Source organism: Aeromonas sp. CD, assembly GCF_033349375.1.
Taxonomy (GTDB): Bacteria; Pseudomonadota; Gammaproteobacteria; order Enterobacterales; family Aeromonadaceae; genus Aeromonas; species Aeromonas hydrophila.
In genome coordinates, this window is the sequence record NZ_CP137631.1 from 2041217 (window position 1) to 2057687 (window position 16471).

Sequence of the window (16471 nt, forward strand, 5' to 3'; positions counted from 1 at the left end):
CATCCCCCCTTCGCTCTGGATGGACGGGAGAACAGGACAAGCCTTGATACTCAATAAACTGGAACAGCAGTTCAATCGCCTGCAGCACAAGGCAAGCGACGTGGTCAACCGGGTACGGGATCGCCACATCCGGCTGGCGGTCACCGGCCTCTCTCGCAGCGGCAAGACGGCCTTCATCACGGCGCTGGTCAACCAGCTGGAACACGCGGCCATCGACGGCCGCCTGCCCCTGTGGGATGCCCTGCGCCAAGGGCGCATCCTCGGTGCCCGCCGGGTGCCCCAGCAAAATGCCCACATTCCCACCTTTGCCTACGAGCGCGGCCTCGATGCCCTGTTTGGCGATCCGCCGGCCTGGCCCGAGCCCACTCGCGGGGTGGCCGAGGTGCGCCTCGAAATTCGCTATCGCACCCGCCATCCGCTGCGCAAGCACCTGGGGGAGATCTCCACCCTCTACGTGGATCTGGTGGACTACCCCGGGGAGTGGCTGCTCGACTTGCCGCTGCTGGAGATGAGCTACGAGCAGTGGAGCGAGCAGGTGCGCGAGCAGCTGCGCCGCCCCGAGCTGCAGGCCCTTGCCGCCGGCTGGCTGGCGCCCGGATGGCAGGCCGATCAGGGCTTCGAGGAGCGGCCGGTGGCCCAGCTCGCCGAGCGCTACACCGACTACCTGCATGCCTGCAAACAAGAGTTGGGATTGCATCTGATCCAGCCCGGCCGCTTCGTGCTGCCGGGGGAGTATGCCGGTGCCCCCATGTTGCAGTTCGTACCCTGGGTGTGGGATATGCCTGTTGGCGAGCCCGCCGAAGGCACCCTCTACGCCACCCTCAAGCAGCGCTTCGAGCAGTACAAGCAGCACCTGGTGCAGGGTTTTTATGAGCAGCACTTTGCCGGTTTCGATCGCCAGATCGTGCTGGTGGATTGCCTGCAGCCGCTCAACGCCGGGGCGGCCAGCTTTGGCGACATGCAGCAGGCCATCGCCCGCATCATGGAGAGCTTTGCCTACGGCAAGAGCAACTGGTGGCGCCGGCTCTTCTCGCCCCGTATCGACAAGCTGCTGTTTGTGGCGAGCAAGGCCGATCACGTCACCCCGGAGCAGCACGGCCCCATGGTTTCCCTGCTGCAGCATCTGGTGCGCAGCGGCCGCGGTCAGGCCCGTTTTGAGGGGATTGCCACCGAGTGTCTGGCGCTGGCCGCCATCAAGGCGACCGAGGTGGGCAAGGGGGTGGCCGATGGCCGCGAGTTCCCCGCCATCCGTGGCACCAGCCTGAGCGGTGAATCGCTGCTGCTGTTTCCGGGCGAGGTGCCGTCCCATATTCCGCCAGCCCAGTGGTGGAACAATCAGGGCTTTGATTTTCAGGCGTTTCGCCCGCTGCCCATGAGCGCCCATCAGGCGCTGCCCCATATCCGGCTCGATGCGGCGCTGGAGTTTCTGCTCGGGGATCACCTCGAATAACCGGTGTGCGGCACGGGTTTGTTGCCTGCGCCGTACCCGGGAGACCGTTTTCAGGAGAACAAGGCGATGAACGATCAGATAAAAGAGCGGCCACCGCTGCAGGGCAAGGTGATCCTGGAGCCCGCGTTGACGGCAGCCGAGAAGGAGCGAGCGCCGGCGCCGGCCCAGCGACTGGAGGAGGCGAGCTTCGAGCGCCTCGATGAGCTGGAAGATCTCACCGAGGTGGAGAGCGCCCTGGTCATCAAGCAGCGTCGCCGTCATCGGCTGCTGGCTTGGGGGCTGGGAGCGGTTGGTGTGCTCTCGCTGGGCCAGTACGGCGCCTTCCTTTACGATCAATTTCTTACCACCCCGCTCTGGGGCGGCGCCTGGCTGGCGGCCTCGGCGCTGGTGGCGGCGGGCACCGCCGGCGTGGTGGGGCGCGAGTGGCTGCGGCTGCGCACCCTCAAACGGCGCCAGGATGTGCGCTCGCGGGCCGAAGATCTGCTGGCCCATCAGGGGGTCGGCCAGGGCCAGGCGTTCTGCGAAGGGCTGGCCGAGCGTAGCGGTGACAAGGGGCGCGAAGGGTATCAGACCTGGCTGGCCCAGCTCGACGAGAGCCACAGCGATCGAGAAGTGCTGACCCTCTACAGCCAGCTGGTGCTCGGCGAGCGCGACAAGCTGGCGCAGGCGCGGGTGGCCAAATGGTCGGGGGAGGCCGCCGTGCTGGTGGCGCTGAGCCCACTCGCCACCGTCGACATGATGCTGATGCTGTGGCGCAACCTGCGGATGATCGAGGATATCGCCGACGTCTACGCCATTGAGCTCGGCTATTGGAGCCGCATTCGCCTGATTCGTCAGGTGTTTCGCAACATGCTCTACGCCGGCGCCACCGAGCTGGTGACCGAGGTGGGGATGGACTTGCTGGGGGCAGAGCTCACCGCCAAGCTCTCCGCCCGCGCCGCCCAAGGGGTAGGGGCCGGCCTGCTCACCGCCCGCCTCGGCCTGCGCACCATAGAGGCGTGCCGCCCGCTGCCCTGGTGCGCGGACGAGAAACCCAGGCTCGGCGAGCTGCGCAAGCGGCTGATCGGTCAGCTGGCGGGCTACCTCAACAAGGGGTGAACGGCCGGCCAGGGCTCGATTGTGGTTGTCACAAATTATTTACAATTGTCAGCGGCAGCCGACCCTTGGGTCGGCTGCTTTTTTGGGGGGCAAACCGTTACAGTGATCCCATCGCGCAATGGCGCCTGACCGCCCGGATGGCGGGTCGCAACCCAGAGGATGGAGTCACCCATGGCAAGTCTCTACACCGCCCACCAGCCGGATGAAGCGGGCACGATCCACTACTCGGACGAGGAGCACGGCACTTGGCAGATCCTGATCGCACGCCAGCTGGCGGCGCTCGAGGGCAAGGCCTGTGACGAGTACCAGGCCGGGCTGGCGCGGCTCGACCTGCCCCGGGATCGGATCCCCCAGCTGGCCCAGATCAACGCCGTGCTGCAACCGGCCACCGGCTGGTCGGTGGCGGCGGTGCCGGCGCTTATCTCCTTTGACCGCTTCTTTGCCCTGCTGGCCAACCGCCAGTTTCCGGTGGCCACCTTCATTCGCCGCCGGGACGAGCTCGACTACCTGCAAGAGCCCGACATCTTTCACGAGATCTTCGGCCACTGCGCCATGCTGACCAACCCCGCCTTTGCCCACTTCACCCATGTCTACGGCCAGCTTGGCCTGCGGGCCGGCAAGGAGGAGCGGGTCTTTCTGGCACGGCTCTACTGGTTCACGGTGGAGTTTGGCCTGCTGGCCACGGCGGACGGGCTGCGCATCTATGGCGGCGGCATTCTCTCCTCCATCGGCGAGACCGCCTATGCCCTTGGCGGCCAACCCGTGCTGCAACCCTTTGATCCCATCGAGGTGCTGCGCACCCCGTATCGCATCGACATCATGCAGCCCACCTATTTCGTGCTGCCCGAGCTTGGCGAGCTCTATCGTCTGGCGGAGCAGGACATCATGGCCATGGTGGCCGAGGCGCGCCGTCTGGGGCTGCGTCCCCCCCGCTTTGCACCGGCCGGCGGCAAGCAGGCGAGCTGAGCCGCCCGCCGGTGTTTGATTATCCCCTTTTCATCGATACACAAGGAGAGTCCCATGTCCGAACTGGCCAGCCAGCAGTGTGAAGCGTGCCGCGCCGATGCCCCCAAGGTGAGCGAGCAGGAGCTGAACGAACTGATGCACCTCATCCCCGACTGGCAGCCGCTGGTGGTGAAAGGTGAGCTGCAGCTGCGGCGCGAATTCACCTTTCGCAACTTCAAGGAGGCGCTCGCCTTCACCAACCGGCTGGGTGAACTGGCAGAGGCGGAGTTTCATCATCCGGCAATCCTGACCGAATGGGGCAAGGTGACCGTCAGCTGGTGGACCCACAAGATAGGCGGTTTGCACCGCAACGACTTCATCATGGCGGCGCGTACGGATGAGCTGCTGAAGTGAAGACGCCCTCACTCACCGAGTGGGCGATATGGTGACCGTCAGCTGGTGGACCCGCAAGATAGGCGGCTTGTATCGTAACGACGTCATCATGGCGGCACGCACCGACCAGCTGCTCAAATAAACGCCACTTTATGACGCGGGCCTGCCCGGTGAAAACGGGGCGGGCCCGCATTTTTATGGGCTGGCGCTCGCACTGGCGGGATCGAGTCTGTATTATCCGGTCATTCATAGAGTTAGCTAGGAAGTGTGTCCCGAATGCGTCTTGAAGTCAGCTGTGAAGACCGCCTGGGCCTGACCCGGGAACTGCTCGACCGTCTGGTGGAGCACAACATCGATCTGCGCGGCATCGAAATCGATACCTCAGGCATCATCTATCTCAACTTTCCCGAGCTGGAGTTTCGTGATTTCCAGCACCTGATGCCGGAGATCCGCCGCATTCCCGGGGTCTATGACGTCAAGACCATCCCCTACATGCCCTCCGAGCGCGAACATCACGAGATTGAGGCGCTGCTCAAGGCGCTGCCGGATCTGGTCTTCTCCCTCGATGCCAAGGGCAAGGTGACCCAGGCCAACCAGTCCGCCCTCACCACGCTCGCGCTGCCGGTGGAGGAGGTGCGCGGCGCGGCGCTCGGCTCCCTGGTCAAGGGCTTCTCCTTCAGCCGCTGGCTGGAAGCGAGCGAGATCCGGCCGCAGACCTGCAAGCTCAGCATCAATGGCGAAGAGTATCTGGCGGATCTGATGCCGCTGTTCGTGGCCGAAGAGAAGGGCAGACAGGCCCTGGCCGGCGCCGTGGTGGTGCTCAAATCCGCCCGTCGGGTCGGCATGCACTTCAGCGCGCTGCACGCAGTGGAAGTGGGGGGCTTTGAACACCTGCAGGCCGAGAGCCAGAAGATGAAACAGGTGCTGGCCCAGGCGAGCAAGCTGGCGATGCAGGATGCGCCGCTGCTCATCGTCGGTGAGACCGGCACCGGCAAGGAGCTGCTGGCCCGCGCCTGTCACGGTGCCAGCCTGCGCTCCAGCCACCCCTTCATGGCGCTGAACTGTGCGGCCATGCCGGACAACGTGGCCGAGAGCGAGCTGTTCGGTTATGCCCCCGGTGCCTTTGGCAACAACACCGAGGGCAAGCGCGGGGTACTGGAGCTGGCGAGCGGCGGCACCCTGATGCTGGACGAAATCGGCGACATGTCCCCCCATCTGCAGACCAAGTTCCTGCGGGTGCTGCAGGATGGCGTGTTCCGCCGGGTCGGTGACGAACAGGAGGTGAAGGTCAACGTGCGCTTCATCTGCACCACCCAGAAACAGCTGCTGGATCTGGTGCACGAGGGCAAGTTCCGGGAAGACCTCTACTATCGCCTCAACGTGCTGAGCCTGGCGCTGCCGCCGCTGCGCGAACGCAAGGCGGACATCATGGCGCTGGCCCAGCAGTTCGTCTCCCGCTTTGCCAGCGAACTGCAGCGTCCGCGCCCGCGCTTTACCCGCAACATGGCCGAGTACCTGACCGCTTACCGCTGGCCGGGCAACGTGCGCCAGCTGCGCAACTGCCTCTATCGCGCCATGACATTGCTGGAAGGGGACGAGATCGGCCCTGAGCACGTGGATCTGCCGGTGGCGGCCGACGCCATGCCGCTCATCGACGAGTGGTTCGAAGGGGGACTGGACGAGGCGGTGAAGCGCTTCGAGAGTCGGCTGCTGGAGCGGCTCTACCCGGCGTTCCCCTCCACCCGCCAGCTGGCCAAACGGCTGGGCGTGTCGCACACCGCCATCGCCAACAAGTTGCGGGAATACGGGATCAACAAGAAGTAACCCCATGAATGCACTTTATTGCAGGGCTCACGCACGGGTGGGCCCTCGTCATTATTGTGATGCCGGCCCGGTCAGCCCCTTGCTCTGTCGGCTGCGCCTTGTCATGCTGCTGACAAGTTCAATACTATTTCCATCCGGCTCACCCCTCGCGGGCAACCGCCCTTCATGGGTGCTGATGTGGGCTTAAGCGCAGGCACGATGCACTCTTTTTCACTGATCCGGATCCTGGCGTGGTTGGCGCCGCTAGTCTGCACGCTGGCCCTCTCCACCGAGCCGCCCCCCCTGACCTCGGCCGAGCTGCGAGCCGAGCAGGTGCGCCAGACCGTGCTCGACATTCTCAGCTACACCCGCTGGCCGACCGAACCGAGCGAGCTGCGTTTGTGCATTGCTGCACCGACGGAGTACGCCACCGCACTCTTCTCCATCAAGCAGCAGGCCAACGGCCGGCCGGTCAGCGTCCATCGCTACGACGTCGATGACAAGGCGATCGGCCCCCAGTGTGACGTGCTCTATCTGGGGGTATTGTCCCCCGAGCGGCGGCTGCCGTTGTTCGAGCGGCTGCGCGGCTACCCCATTCTCAGCATCAGCGAACACAGCACCGAGTGCGTGGCCGACTCCGTCTTCTGCCTGCAGATCGGCAAGGAGCGGATCCGTTTTCGGGTCAATCTGGATGCCCTGGCCAGGAGCGGAGTGCGGGTGCATCCCGCCGTGCTCAAGCTGGCCAAGGCCGATGAGGGGGGCTCATGATCGGCTTGTTCCGCCCTCCCAACCAGCGCCTCACCTTGCGACAGAGTCTGGGACGCACCCACCTGGTGACGTCCCTGACGGCGGTCTGCATGGCCGGTGTGCTGTTGACCGGCATCGCCCTGCTGGCGCTGCGGCTCTATGCGGATCACAACCTGGAACTGGTGGCGCGGGCCATCAGCTACACCAGCGAAGCGGCCGTGGTGTTCCACGACGAAGAGGCGGCCCGCGAGGCGTTGCAGGCCATCACCACCCACGAGGATGTGGCGCGGGCCAGCATCTATCTGCCGAGCGGCCAGCTGCTGGCGAGCTGGAGCCGGGCCATGAGCACCCCCTGGTCCGGTCTTGAGCAATACTTAGCGCGGCTCATTCTGCCGGGGCCGGTGGATCAGCCCATGCTGCGGGGCGGGGTGGAGATCGCCCGCATTCATCTGGTGGGGCACGGCCAATACCTGCTGCTGTTCCTGTTGCAGACCCTGCTGGCCATGCTGCTCTGCCTGGTGCTCAGCACCCTGGGGGCGCTTTACGTGGCGCGCAGGATGCAAAACTCCCTCACGGCGCCGCTCAAGGATCTGGCCCAGGTGGCCCACAGCGTCAGCCGCCAGCGGATCCTCGCCATGCGGGTGCCCGAGGCCAACATCGCCGAGCTGCACGCGCTCGGCCAAGATTTCAACTCCCTGCTCGATGAACTGGAGGCCTGGCAGGCTCACCAGCGGCGGGAGAATGCCAGCCTGCTGCACCAGGCCACCCATGATGCCTTGACCGGTTTGCCCAATCGCGCTCTGTTTGAGGCTCGTCTGGATCAGGCGGTGACCACCGGCCGGCTGCATGATGAGCGCTTTGCACTGCTCTACCTCGATTGTGATCGCTTCAAGCAGATTAACGACACCCTGGGCCATGCCGCCGGGGATGACGTGCTGATCGCCCTGGCCAGACGGGTACAACATCAGCTGCGGCCGATGGATCTGGTATGCCGTCTGGGGGGCGACGAGTTTGCCATCCTGCTGACCCCCTTGTCCCAGGTGGGCGAGGCGGAAGATGTGGTTACCCGCATCCAGCAGGCCATGGCAGACCCCGTGGTACTGGGGGATGGCAGCCAGCTGCTGGCTGCCGTCAGCATCGGGATCGCGCTGTATCCGGATCAGGGGCTGACCGCCGCCGATCTGCTGCAGCAGGCGGACCATGCCATGTACCAAGCCAAACGGCTGCGTCGGGAGCTTGCACTCCATGACCAGCTGGAATTCGATGTCTCTGCTGAGGAAAAATAACAATGAAGATCCATGTCCTGATGAAAACCGGCTTGATCGGTCTGCTGTTGAGCGTGCTGGCGGGGTGCCAAAGCGCCCCCCACGGCCTGACCGCAGAGCAGATCGCCGTACTCAAGGAGCAAGGCTTTCGCCTGACCGACGAGGGTTGGACTCTGGACTTCTCCAACCGTGTGCTGTTTGCCAACAACGCCGGTGCCCTGACCTCCAAGACCCGTGTGGTGGTGGAAAAACTGGGCAAGACCCTGCAGGAGGTAGGCTTGAACCGGGCGCGGATCGATGGTCATACCGACTCCAACGGGGCGGCGGACTATAACGATCAGCTCTCGTACAAGCGGGCGCAGTCGGTGGCCGACGTGCTGGTATCGGTGGGTATGCCACAGGCCAACCTGGACATTCGGGGCCGTGGTGAACGCGATCCGATCGCCGACAACAAGACGGCTGCCGGTCGGGCCGAGAACCGCCGCGTGGCGATTGTCATCAGCAATGAATGACATGGTTGTGTAGATAAAAAAAGAGCGCCTGATGGCGCTCTTTTTTGTGGCTCGCAGTTATTGCTGCTTGAGCTTTTCGCGGTCGTGGTGACTGCGCAGGCGGATGTTGATCATCTCCACCGTCAGCGAGAAGGCCATGGCGAAGTAGATGTAGCCCTTCGGAATGTGCAGATCCATCCCCTCGGCCATCAGCGCGAAACCGACCAGGGTGAGGAAGGAGAGGGCCAGCATCTTGATGGTGGGGTGGTTGTCGACGAAGTCACCGATGGCCTTGGCGGCGAACATCATGATGAAGACGGCGATCATGATGGCCAGCACCATGACCGGCACGTGATCCGCCATGCCCACGGCGGTGATGACCGAATCCAGGCTGAAGACGATGTCGAGGATGGCGATCTGGATCAGGGTGCTGACGAAGCCGGAAGCTGCCGCGATTGTGCCTTCCGGCTCGGCGGCCCCCTCCAGGGTGGCGTGGATCTCGTGGGCACTCTTGCCGATGAGGAACAGACCCCCCAACAGCAGGATGAGATCGCGGCCCGAGATGGCCTCGCTCAGCACGGTGAACAGCGGCTCGGTGAGACGCATCACCCAGGCCAGGGAGAGCAGCAGCAGGATGCGGGTGCCCATGGCGAGACCCAGCCCCAGGATCCGCGCCTTCTGGCGCTGTGCCTCCGGCAGGCGGCCGACCAGGATGGAGATAAAGATGATGTTGTCGATGCCCAGTACGATCTCGAGCAGGGTCAGGGTGGCGAGCGCGACCCAGGCGGAGGGGTCTGCAATCCATTCCAGCATGATTGAACCTTGGTTGAACTTTGGTTGAGGGTTGAAGTCGCGCATTCTAGCAGGGGGTTATGGCTTGTCCCAGTGGCAGGAAAAGATAAAAATGGCGGCCATCCAACGGGAGGGACATATGTTTCGTTTAGGACTCATCATCAATCCGGTCGCCGGCATCGGCGGCGCGGTCGGCCTCAAGGGCAGTGACGGCATGGTGGCCGAGGCGCTAGCCCGTGGCGCCGTCCCCAAGGCCCGCGAGCGGACCCGTCAGGCGCTGTTGCCGCTGTGTGAACTGGCAGACCGCTTCGAGCTGCTGACGGTGGCGGGCGAGATGGGGGCCGAGCTTGCCGGCGAGCTCGGCCTGCCTTGCCGCATCGTCCATCAGCCCGCGGCAGCAGCTACCACGGCGGCCGATACCCGCATCGCCGCCGAACGGATGCGCGAGGCGGGCGTCGATCTGCTGCTGTTTGCCGGCGGTGACGGCACCGCGCGGGACATCTGCGCGGCGGTGGGGGAGGCGTGCCACGTGCTCGGCATTCCGGCCGGCTGCAAGATCCACTCCGGGGTCTATGGGGTGACCCCCGCCGCCAGCGGCCGGGTGGCGGCCAGGATGATCGCCGGCGAGCTGCTGAGTCTGGTGGATGCCGAGGTGATGGACATCGACGAGGAGGCGTTTCGCGCCGGCAAGGTGCGCGCCCGCCATTACGGCCAGCTGCAGGTGCCCGGCGATCTGCGCTATGTGCAGGCGGTCAAGCAGGGGGGGCGCGAGTCTGAAGAGCTGGTGCTGGCAGACATTGCCGCCGGCGTGGTCGAGCAGATGGAGCCCGATACCCTCTATCTGATGGGCTCCGGCAGCACGGTAGCGGCCTGCATGGCGGAGCTCGGCCTCGAAAATACCCTGCTCGGTGTGGATCTGGTGGAAAATGGCCGGCTTATCGGGCAGGATCTGTCCGCCGCCGAGATCCTGACCCGGATCCGTGGCCGTCGCTGCCGGCTGATCATTACCTTGATCGGCGGTCAGGGACATCTGTTCGGGCGCGGAAATCAGCAACTGAGTCCAGAGGTGTTGCGGGCCGTCGGGCGGGACCAGATCCAGGTCCTGGCCACCAAAGCCAAGCTGGCGGCCCTTGCGGGCAGGCCCTTGCTGGTGGATACCGATGACCCGGCGCTGAACCGGTCGTTAAGTGGTTATCTGCGGATCACCACGGGATACAAGGATCAGGTCATCTACCCGGTGGCCAACCCGGAATAGGACATCAAGGATGCGGCTGGCCTGGCGCCAGAGAGCCGTGATCAACCGGATCGCGGTTCCACTCCCCCGAATTATTTTGCCGGCAACCCCGGAAAATGAGGCTGCGTTAAATGACGATTCATGATTTTGAGCACAAGTTGTTGGGACTGATAGACGGCATGGTGGCCACGGCGACCGACGATGAGCTGTTTGCCGGGGGTTATCTGCGCGGCCATATCTCGCTGGCGGTGGCGCGGGCCGAGCTGGAAGGCAAGACCCTGGTGCGGGATGTAAAGAGTTATGTGCTGCGCAGCCTGAACGAGGCCATCCTGCAGGGTGAACTCTCCGAGCAGGATGAGAAGCTGGTGCAGGCAATGTGGATTCGTTTGCAACAACAAGCAGAAGCTTGATCGGTTACACAGTTCAAACAGAAGTTTGAGTTTATTCTTCCCTGAAGTTAGTGAAAGGTTAATAATAGGTTTCGCCTTTTGTTTCAGGGATTAAACTATGGCTTCCTCCTCGCGTATTGCCAATAAACTGCCGCTCGAAATGCTCTACCAATGGGAGCGGCAGTGTCCTGACCGGGTCTATCTGCGTCAAACCATCCACCGCGAATACCTGGACTTCACCTGGGGTGAGGTCGCTGATGAGGCCCGCCGCATGGTGACGGCACTGCGTCAGCTGGGGCTGGTGGCCGGCGACAAGGTGGCGCTGCTCTCCAAGAACTGCGCCCAGTGGTTCATCGCCGATCTCGCCATGCAGATGGGGCAGTACGTGAGCGTGCCCATCTATCCCACCGCCAACGTCGACACCATCGAATACGTGCTGCGCCACAGCGAGGCCAAGGCGATTTTCGTCGGCAAGCTCGATGACTGGAAGAGCCAGGAGGCGGGGGTACCCGCCGAATTGCTGCGCATCGCCTTTCCCTATGACACCATGCCGGCGGCCCATCAGTGGGACGATCTGCTGGAGCAGCATGAACCCATTCCGGACAGCCCGGTGCAGGCCCCGGACTCCCTGCTGAGCCTGGTCTACACCTCCGGCAGCACCGGCAAGCCGAAAGGGGCTATGCTGAGCGTCGAGCGCTACGCCTGGTCGTGCGAGAAGCTGGTGGAGGCAGTCGGGCTGTGCGAGCAGGATCGCGGCTTCTCCTACCTGCCGCTGGCCCACATCACCGAGCGGGTCTATGTCTATGGCGGCAGCCTCTATGGCCGCGCCGAGATCGCCTTCCCCGAATCCCTCGATACCTTCATCGAGGACGTCAAGCGCTGCCGTCCCACCGTGTTCATCTCGGTGCCACGGCTGTGGGCCATGTTCCGCATCAAGATCCACGAGAAACTGCCCCAGAAGAAACTCGAGCTGCTGCTCAAGATCCCGTTCGTGTCGGGCCTCATCAAGCGCAAGCTGCAAAAGGGGCTGGGGCTGGATCAGGCGCGGGTGCTGGGCTGTGGTTCGGCGCCGGTGGCACCGGCCCTGCTCGAGTGGTACCACAGCATCGGCATCGAGATCACCGAAGCCTGGGGCATGACCGAGAACCACGCCTTCTCCACTCTCAACTACCCGTTTAGGGCCGACAAGATTGGCACGGTCGGCAAGGCGGGGCCGGGGGTCACCATCAAGATCTCCGACGAAGGGGAGATCCTCTGTCGCTGCGAGGGGATGATGCTGGGTTACTACAAGGATCCCGAGCACAGCCGTGAAGCCATCGACGAGGAGGGCTGGCTGCACACCGGCGACATGGGCAAGCTGGATCGGGAGGGTTACCTCACCATCACTGGCCGCATGAAGGACGTGTTCAAGACCGCCAAGGGCAAGTATGTGGCGCCGGTGCCCATCGAGGGGCTGCTCGGCCAGGAGCCCATCATCGAGCAGCTGTGCGTGATTGGCTACGGCATGCCGCAGCCGGTGGCCTTGGTGCAGTTGGCAGAAAGTGCCATGAAGGGGGATCGCTCCAAGATCAACGCCCAGCTGGAGGCGGCCCGCAACCGGGTCAACGAGCAGCTGGAGTCTCACGCCAAAATTCGTGGCATCCTGGTGGTGAAGAGCCCCTGGAACATCGAGAACGGGGTGCTCACCCCGACCATGAAGATCCGTCGTCACCTGCTGGAACAGAAATATGCGGATCTCGGCGACGCCTGGTCCTCTTCCCAGAGCATCATCTGGGAGTCCTGATGGGGCCCGGCAGGCTTGCTGCCGATCACCACAAAATAACAAGGGGAGCCACTGGCTCCCCTTGTTGTTTCAGGCAACGGCAGGTCAGACCGCCTGATACTCCAGCTCGACCGAACCGAGCGCCTTGAGGGTGGCGCGGGCGGAGTCCTGCTGGCTGATCTGGCCATCCTTGCTCTCCAGCAGCACGGCGCGGCGGATGGTGGCGAGATCTTCGCCGCCCAGCACCGCGTGGGCACAGGCCATCTGCATCGGCGGCAGGCTGGGGTTGAAGGCGGCGTTTTCGGCGTAGCGACCGCAGAAGATGCGACCGTCGGCGAACTGCAGCGCCACCGCGGCATAGCCCTGGCTGTAGGGGGCGTAGCTCTGGCGGGCGGCGGCCAGCGCGGCTTGCCACAGCGGATCGTCGCTCTCAAGGGTGAGCTCGTCGTGGGCCTGCGGGCTCATCAGTGCATCCGTGATGTCCAGATCCGCCGGGCCGAACGAGTGGGGCAGGAAGGATTGCAGCGCGCTCAAGTCATCCGGCAGGGAAACCTTGAGGGTCTTGGCGGTGCTCAGCTCGTTCATGAACTGGCGGCAGTGACCGCAAGGGGTGTAGTTGACGGTGATTTCAGAGATGCCGGTCTCGCCGCCCAGCCAGGCGTTGGAGATGGCAGACTGCTCGGCATGGACCGAGTGGAACAGACCCTGACCGGCAAACTCCATGTTGGCGCCGAAATACCAGTTGCCGCTCAGGCCGCAGGCGATGGCACCGACGAAGAACTTGGAGATGGGGGCCACCGAACAGGCGGCGGCCAGCGGCAGCAGGGCCAGGCGCAGGGCGCGATCGTCAAGACCGGTGGCGGCCTTCAGCGTGGCGACCTGATCCGGGGTGAAGCGAGCCTGGAAATCATCGCCCAGCATGGGCAGCAGCGCCGCCTTGAGCGGGGCGGACAGGGTATCGAGTGGCTTGGCAAAACGGGGATGCATAGTGTGTCCTCAAAGGCCAATTGGGGGGCCATTGTAGGGAGCAAGCTCGGGCAAATGTGTGAGCGTGCTCACGCCCTGACGGGCAAACGGAGGGGGATGGTAATGGAAACGTTTGTCTTGTGCAAATTGTGCGGCAGGTCGCACATCGGCGGGCCCGCAGGCCCGCCATCGCGGAAAAGGGTGCTCTTCAGCTCAACCAGTGGTAAATGGCAAACAGCAGGGGGGCGACGGCGGCGGTGAGGATGCCGCACACCACCATGGCCAGCGAGGCAAAGGCCCCCTGGGTGATGCCCTGCTCGGCAGAGGTGGCGGTGCCGATTGCGTGGGCGCAGGCCCCCATGGCCAGCCCCTGGGCTTCGGGGTCGGTGACCCGCATCAGTTTGAGCAGGGGGAAGCCGATCAGGGCGCCGACGATCCCCACCACCACCACCACGGCGGCGGCGATGGCGGGAATGCCGCCCAGGGACTGGCTGACGCTCATGGCGAGCGGCGTGGTGATGGATTTGGTGGCGAGCGAGGCCAGCAATGCCGGATCGGCGCCCATAAAATGACCGACAGCCAGGGTAGTGCAGACCGAGATCAAGACCGAGCTCAGGGTACAGATTAGGATGGGCTTGAGCCTGGCCTGGATCTGGCGGGCCTGCTGATAAAGGGGCAGTGCCAGCGCCACCACCGCCGGCTCCAGCAGTGCCGTGATGGGGCGGGTGCCGCTCTCATACTGCTCCAGTGGCAGATCGAACCAGAGCAGCAGACCGATGATGACGGCGGTGGGCACCAGCACCGGGTTGATGATGGGCCAGGGCAGCTTGCGATAGAGGGCCCGGGTGGCGAAATAGAGCGCCAGGGTCAAGGGAATGGCCAGCCAGAAGATCATTTGTTCATCCTCTGGTAGAGGCGGCCGACGGTGCCGAGGATCAGCACGATCCCGAGCACGATGCAGAGCATGATGAGGCCGAAGGATTGGCGCAGGGGCTCCAGCCAAGCCACCAGCCCGACCGCCACCGGCACGAACAAGACCCCCATGTGGCGCAGCAGCAGGCCGGCGCCCTGCTCAACCCAGTGCAGTTTCACCAGTTGCAGGGAGAGCAGCACGAACAGCAGCAGCATGCCGATGATGCTGCCGGGGAAGGCGAACGGCAGGATGGCTGCCAGGGTTTTGCCCGCCAGCAGGCAGGCGACGATGACCAGAAAGTCACGAAGGTACAGCAAGGCACGTTGCGCGATCACAGGAGCCCCATCTTGGTAACGGTGAACTAAGGAATACGCCAGTCTACCAGAGAGGCCGGGTCGCGGCATTAAAACAATAACAGCTGAAATCAGTTCGTTTGAGGCTGATTTAATTGAAGATTTTCAGATAGAACCCTTTTCGAACCACAAGGAGTCGCCATGACATCTCTCTTGTCCCGCCTGCGCCAGCTGGCGGACGACCACCATCTGCCCCCTTCGTTGCTGCAAACCCGCCAGTGGGAGGGCCCCCTGTGCCGGGTACGGCTCGACAACACCGGCAGCAGCGAGGCCCGGGTCGGGCACTGGACGCTGTTTGACGGCAAACTCGGCCTCTCGCCTGCGTGCGCCATCTACGGCGAAGGCTTCCAGATGCTGGCCCAGACCATGGGCAGCTGGCAAGCGCCGCAGCCGGTCGGTCGTTGCCCCGATGCCGGTGTCTATCGGATCACCGATGATCAGGGTTATCACACGGTGCACAACCTGCTGCTGGTGGAGCATGACAAGGGCTGGCTGCTGCTCGCCTTTGCCAGTTGTCAGCGCTTTGGCGGGGAGTTTAGGCTCTACCCCGATGGTCGGCTGCAGATCCTGATGAATTGTGAGGGGCGTGCACTCCCTGCTGGCCAGTTCTGGCAGAGCGAGGCGCTGCTCTGCCTCGAAGGAAAAGATCGGGAGGCACTGCTGGCCGAACTGGCACAGCGGATCGAGGCCGAGCATGGCTCACTGATCGGCCAGGTTGGCGAGCGCCCCAGCGGCTGGTGCTCCTGGTATCACTACTACGCGGACGTGAGCGCCGCCGACATTCGCGAGAACCTGCAGGTGCGTGCCGAGCGCTTCCCGGCCCTGCGCTACGTGCAGATTGACGACGGTTATCAGGCCAGGATGGGGGACTGGCTCACCCCGTCGGCCAAGTTCGAGCAGGGGGTGGCGTCCCTGGCTGCCGAGATCAAAGGCGCCGGCTGCGAGCCTGCGCTTTGGGTGGCCCCCTTTATCGCCGAGCCCGGCTCCCAGGTGTTTCAGGATCACCCCGACTGGTTCGTGAAGGGGGATGACGGGCTGCCGCTGCCCTCCGAGCGGGTTACCTACGGCGGCTGGCGCTGTACCCCCTGGTATGTGCTGGATGGCACCCATCCTGAAGTGCAGGCTCACCTCGAGCGGGTGTTTCGTACCCTGCGCGAGCAGTGGGGCATCCACTACTTCAAGCTCGACGCCAACTTCTGGGGGGCCATCCACGGCGGTCGCTTCCACGACCCGGCCGCCACCCGGGTCGAGGCCTACCGACGCGGCATGGCCGCCATCCTGCGCGGGGCGGGTGAGGGGGCCTTCCTGCTCGGCTGCAACGCGCCCATCTGGCCAAGCCTCGGCCTGGTGCACGGCATGCGGGTGAGCGATGACGTGGAGCGCAACGGTCATCGCTATCGCCAGATCGCTCGCGAGGCCTTCTGTCGCGCCTGGCAGAACGACCGACTGTGGGCCCTCGACCCTGACTGCATCTGCCTGCGGGATCTGCCGAGCCAGCAGGCGAGCCCTGCCGAGTACCGTTTCCATCTGGCGGCGCTGGTGGCAAGCGGCGGCATGATGCTGGCCGGGGACAGGCTGCAGGATCTCGACGAGGTACAGGCGGCGCAACTGCGCAAGCTGCTCGAGCTTTGCGCGGCGCGAGCCCCTGGCGCCCGTTTCGAGTCGATGGACTTTGCCTGCGGCGAGGTGAGCCTGCCCGGGGGAGTCACCCTGCTCTGCCTCTTCAACTGGGAGGCGCAGCCTCAGGAGTTCCTGTTGCCGGCAGGGGGCGAAGATTTCTGGGATGAGGGGACAGTCGGTACCGCGCTCACCCTGCAGGGGGGCGAGGGGCGGGTGATCCGCTACCGCTGAGCAGGCTGGCAATCATGAT

At 64.3% G+C, this 16471-nt stretch carries 17 protein-coding genes; 13 read left to right on the forward strand and 4 right to left on the reverse strand.

The window, feature by feature from the left end:
• Positions 1–43 precede the first annotated feature (43 nt).
• From R2E40_RS09575 to R2E40_RS09615, 9 genes are all read left to right on the forward strand, one after another.
• Positions 44–1450 (forward strand): YcjX family protein, encoded by a 1407-nt coding sequence (locus R2E40_RS09575; RefSeq protein WP_318165312.1) that lies wholly within the window; start codon positions 44–46, stop codon positions 1448–1450.
• A 66-nt stretch (positions 1451–1516) separates the two neighbouring features.
• Positions 1517–2548 carry a TIGR01620 family protein gene (locus R2E40_RS09580; protein ID WP_318165313.1) on the forward strand — a complete coding sequence of 344 codons (1032 nt, stop codon included), beginning with the start codon at positions 1517–1519 and terminating at the stop codon, positions 2546–2548.
• Positions 2549–2719: 171 nt separating this feature from the next.
• Positions 2720–3514: a phenylalanine 4-monooxygenase gene (gene phhA / locus R2E40_RS09585; RefSeq protein ID WP_011705758.1), complete on the forward strand. Its 795-nt coding sequence runs from the start codon at positions 2720–2722 to the stop codon at positions 3512–3514.
• A 54-nt stretch (positions 3515–3568) separates the two neighbouring features.
• A complete protein-coding gene (locus R2E40_RS09590; protein WP_287847906.1) occupies positions 3569–3907 on the forward strand; it encodes a 4a-hydroxytetrahydrobiopterin dehydratase in 339 nt (112 codons plus the stop codon).
• A 28-nt stretch (positions 3908–3935) separates the two neighbouring features.
• Positions 3936–4028 carry a 4a-hydroxytetrahydrobiopterin dehydratase gene (locus R2E40_RS09595; RefSeq protein WP_412055140.1) on the forward strand — a complete coding sequence of 31 codons (93 nt, stop codon included), beginning with the start codon at positions 3936–3938 and terminating at the stop codon, positions 4026–4028.
• Positions 4029–4162: 134 nt separating this feature from the next.
• Positions 4163–5710, forward strand: coding sequence for a transcriptional regulator TyrR (gene tyrR / locus R2E40_RS09600; protein WP_016350472.1), 1548 nt, complete (start codon positions 4163–4165; stop codon positions 5708–5710).
• Between the two features lie 165 nt (positions 5711–5875).
• A complete protein-coding gene (locus tag R2E40_RS09605) occupies positions 5876–6457 on the forward strand; it encodes a YfiR family protein (protein WP_180345219.1) in 582 nt (193 codons plus the stop codon).
• The gene (locus tag R2E40_RS09610; RefSeq protein ID WP_017409648.1) at positions 6454–7722 is read left to right on the forward strand and encodes a diguanylate cyclase domain-containing protein; all 1269 of its coding nucleotides are present in this window, start codon (positions 6454–6456) and stop codon (positions 7720–7722) included. The genes R2E40_RS09605 and R2E40_RS09610 overlap by 4 nt, the downstream gene beginning before the upstream one ends.
• A gap of 2 nt (positions 7723–7724) precedes the next feature.
• Complete coding sequence (locus R2E40_RS09615; RefSeq protein ID WP_318165314.1) at positions 7725–8213, forward strand: OmpA family protein; 489 nt, start codon at positions 7725–7727, stop codon at positions 8211–8213.
• 57 nt (positions 8214–8270) lie between these two features.
• On the opposite strand, the gene R2E40_RS09620 is transcribed toward R2E40_RS09615, so the two are convergent.
• Positions 8271–9005 carry a TerC family protein gene (locus R2E40_RS09620; protein WP_318165315.1) on the reverse strand — a complete coding sequence of 245 codons (735 nt, stop codon included), beginning with the start codon at positions 9003–9005 and terminating at the stop codon, positions 8271–8273.
• 118 nt (positions 9006–9123) lie between these two features.
• Here R2E40_RS09620 and R2E40_RS09625 point away from each other — a divergent pair, with 118 nt between their 5' ends.
• The 3 genes from R2E40_RS09625 to R2E40_RS09635 all read left to right on the forward strand — a co-directional run bounded on the left by R2E40_RS09625 (position 9124) and on the right by R2E40_RS09635 (position 12390).
• Entirely contained in the window at positions 9124–10239 is a 1116-nt protein-coding gene (locus R2E40_RS09625; protein WP_166464454.1) for an ATP-NAD kinase family protein, read from the forward strand.
• Positions 10240–10349: 110 nt separating this feature from the next.
• A complete protein-coding gene (locus R2E40_RS09630; RefSeq protein WP_011705767.1) occupies positions 10350–10628 on the forward strand; it encodes a YfcL family protein in 279 nt (92 codons plus the stop codon).
• A gap of 97 nt (positions 10629–10725) precedes the next feature.
• On the forward strand, positions 10726–12390 hold the full coding sequence (locus R2E40_RS09635) for an AMP-binding protein (RefSeq protein ID WP_318165316.1): 1665 nt from the start codon (positions 10726–10728) through the stop codon (positions 12388–12390).
• 84 nt (positions 12391–12474) lie between these two features.
• Here R2E40_RS09635 and cdd read toward each other — a convergent pair whose 3' ends face one another.
• The 3 genes from cdd to R2E40_RS09650 form a co-directional block, all read right to left on the reverse strand.
• The gene (cdd, locus tag R2E40_RS09640; RefSeq protein WP_124252890.1) at positions 12475–13356 is read right to left on the reverse strand and encodes a cytidine deaminase; all 882 of its coding nucleotides are present in this window, start codon (positions 13354–13356) and stop codon (positions 12475–12477) included.
• A gap of 187 nt (positions 13357–13543) precedes the next feature.
• Entirely contained in the window at positions 13544–14230 is a 687-nt protein-coding gene (locus R2E40_RS09645) for an LrgB family protein (protein ID WP_318165317.1), read from the reverse strand.
• The gene (locus R2E40_RS09650; RefSeq protein WP_011705771.1) at positions 14227–14583 is read right to left on the reverse strand and encodes a CidA/LrgA family protein; all 357 of its coding nucleotides are present in this window, start codon (positions 14581–14583) and stop codon (positions 14227–14229) included. Before R2E40_RS09650 ends, R2E40_RS09645 begins: the two co-directional genes overlap by 4 nt.
• A gap of 159 nt (positions 14584–14742) precedes the next feature.
• Here R2E40_RS09650 and R2E40_RS09655 point away from each other — a divergent pair, with 159 nt between their 5' ends.
• A complete protein-coding gene (locus R2E40_RS09655) occupies positions 14743–16452 on the forward strand; it encodes a glycoside hydrolase family 36 protein (protein ID WP_318165318.1) in 1710 nt (569 codons plus the stop codon).
• Positions 16453–16471: the final 19 nt, after the last annotated feature.

What these genes read in the sequence shown, in the direction of transcription:
- R2E40_RS09580 (WP_318165313.1), top strand. Translation starts at nt 1,517, where the DNA reads ATGAACGATCAGATAAAAGAGCGGCCACCGCTGCAGGGCAAGGTGATC.
- phhA (WP_011705758.1), top strand. Translation starts at nt 2,720, where the DNA reads ATGGCAAGTCTCTACACCGCCCACCAGCCGGATGAAGCGGGCACGATC.
- R2E40_RS09590 (WP_287847906.1), top strand. Translation starts at nt 3,569, where the DNA reads ATGTCCGAACTGGCCAGCCAGCAGTGTGAAGCGTGCCGCGCCGATGCC.
- R2E40_RS09595 (WP_412055140.1), top strand. Translation starts at nt 3,936, where the DNA reads ATGGTGACCGTCAGCTGGTGGACCCGCAAGATAGGCGGCTTGTATCGT.
- tyrR (WP_016350472.1), top strand. Translation starts at nt 4,163, where the DNA reads ATGCGTCTTGAAGTCAGCTGTGAAGACCGCCTGGGCCTGACCCGGGAA.
- R2E40_RS09605 (WP_180345219.1), top strand. Translation starts at nt 5,876, where the DNA reads ATGGGTGCTGATGTGGGCTTAAGCGCAGGCACGATGCACTCTTTTTCA.
- R2E40_RS09610 (WP_017409648.1), top strand. Translation starts at nt 6,454, where the DNA reads ATGATCGGCTTGTTCCGCCCTCCCAACCAGCGCCTCACCTTGCGACAG.
- R2E40_RS09615 (WP_318165314.1), top strand. Translation starts at nt 7,725, where the DNA reads ATGAAGATCCATGTCCTGATGAAAACCGGCTTGATCGGTCTGCTGTTG.
- R2E40_RS09620 (WP_318165315.1), bottom strand. Translation starts at nt 9,005, where the DNA reads ATGCTGGAATGGATTGCAGACCCCTCCGCCTGGGTCGCGCTCGCCACC.
- R2E40_RS09625 (WP_166464454.1), top strand. Translation starts at nt 9,124, where the DNA reads ATGTTTCGTTTAGGACTCATCATCAATCCGGTCGCCGGCATCGGCGGC.
- R2E40_RS09630 (WP_011705767.1), top strand. Translation starts at nt 10,350, where the DNA reads ATGACGATTCATGATTTTGAGCACAAGTTGTTGGGACTGATAGACGGC.
- R2E40_RS09635 (WP_318165316.1), top strand. Translation starts at nt 10,726, where the DNA reads ATGGCTTCCTCCTCGCGTATTGCCAATAAACTGCCGCTCGAAATGCTC.
- cdd (WP_124252890.1), bottom strand. Translation starts at nt 13,356, where the DNA reads ATGCATCCCCGTTTTGCCAAGCCACTCGATACCCTGTCCGCCCCGCTC.
- R2E40_RS09645 (WP_318165317.1), bottom strand. Translation starts at nt 14,230, where the DNA reads ATGATCTTCTGGCTGGCCATTCCCTTGACCCTGGCGCTCTATTTCGCC.
- R2E40_RS09655 (WP_318165318.1), top strand. Translation starts at nt 14,743, where the DNA reads ATGACATCTCTCTTGTCCCGCCTGCGCCAGCTGGCGGACGACCACCAT.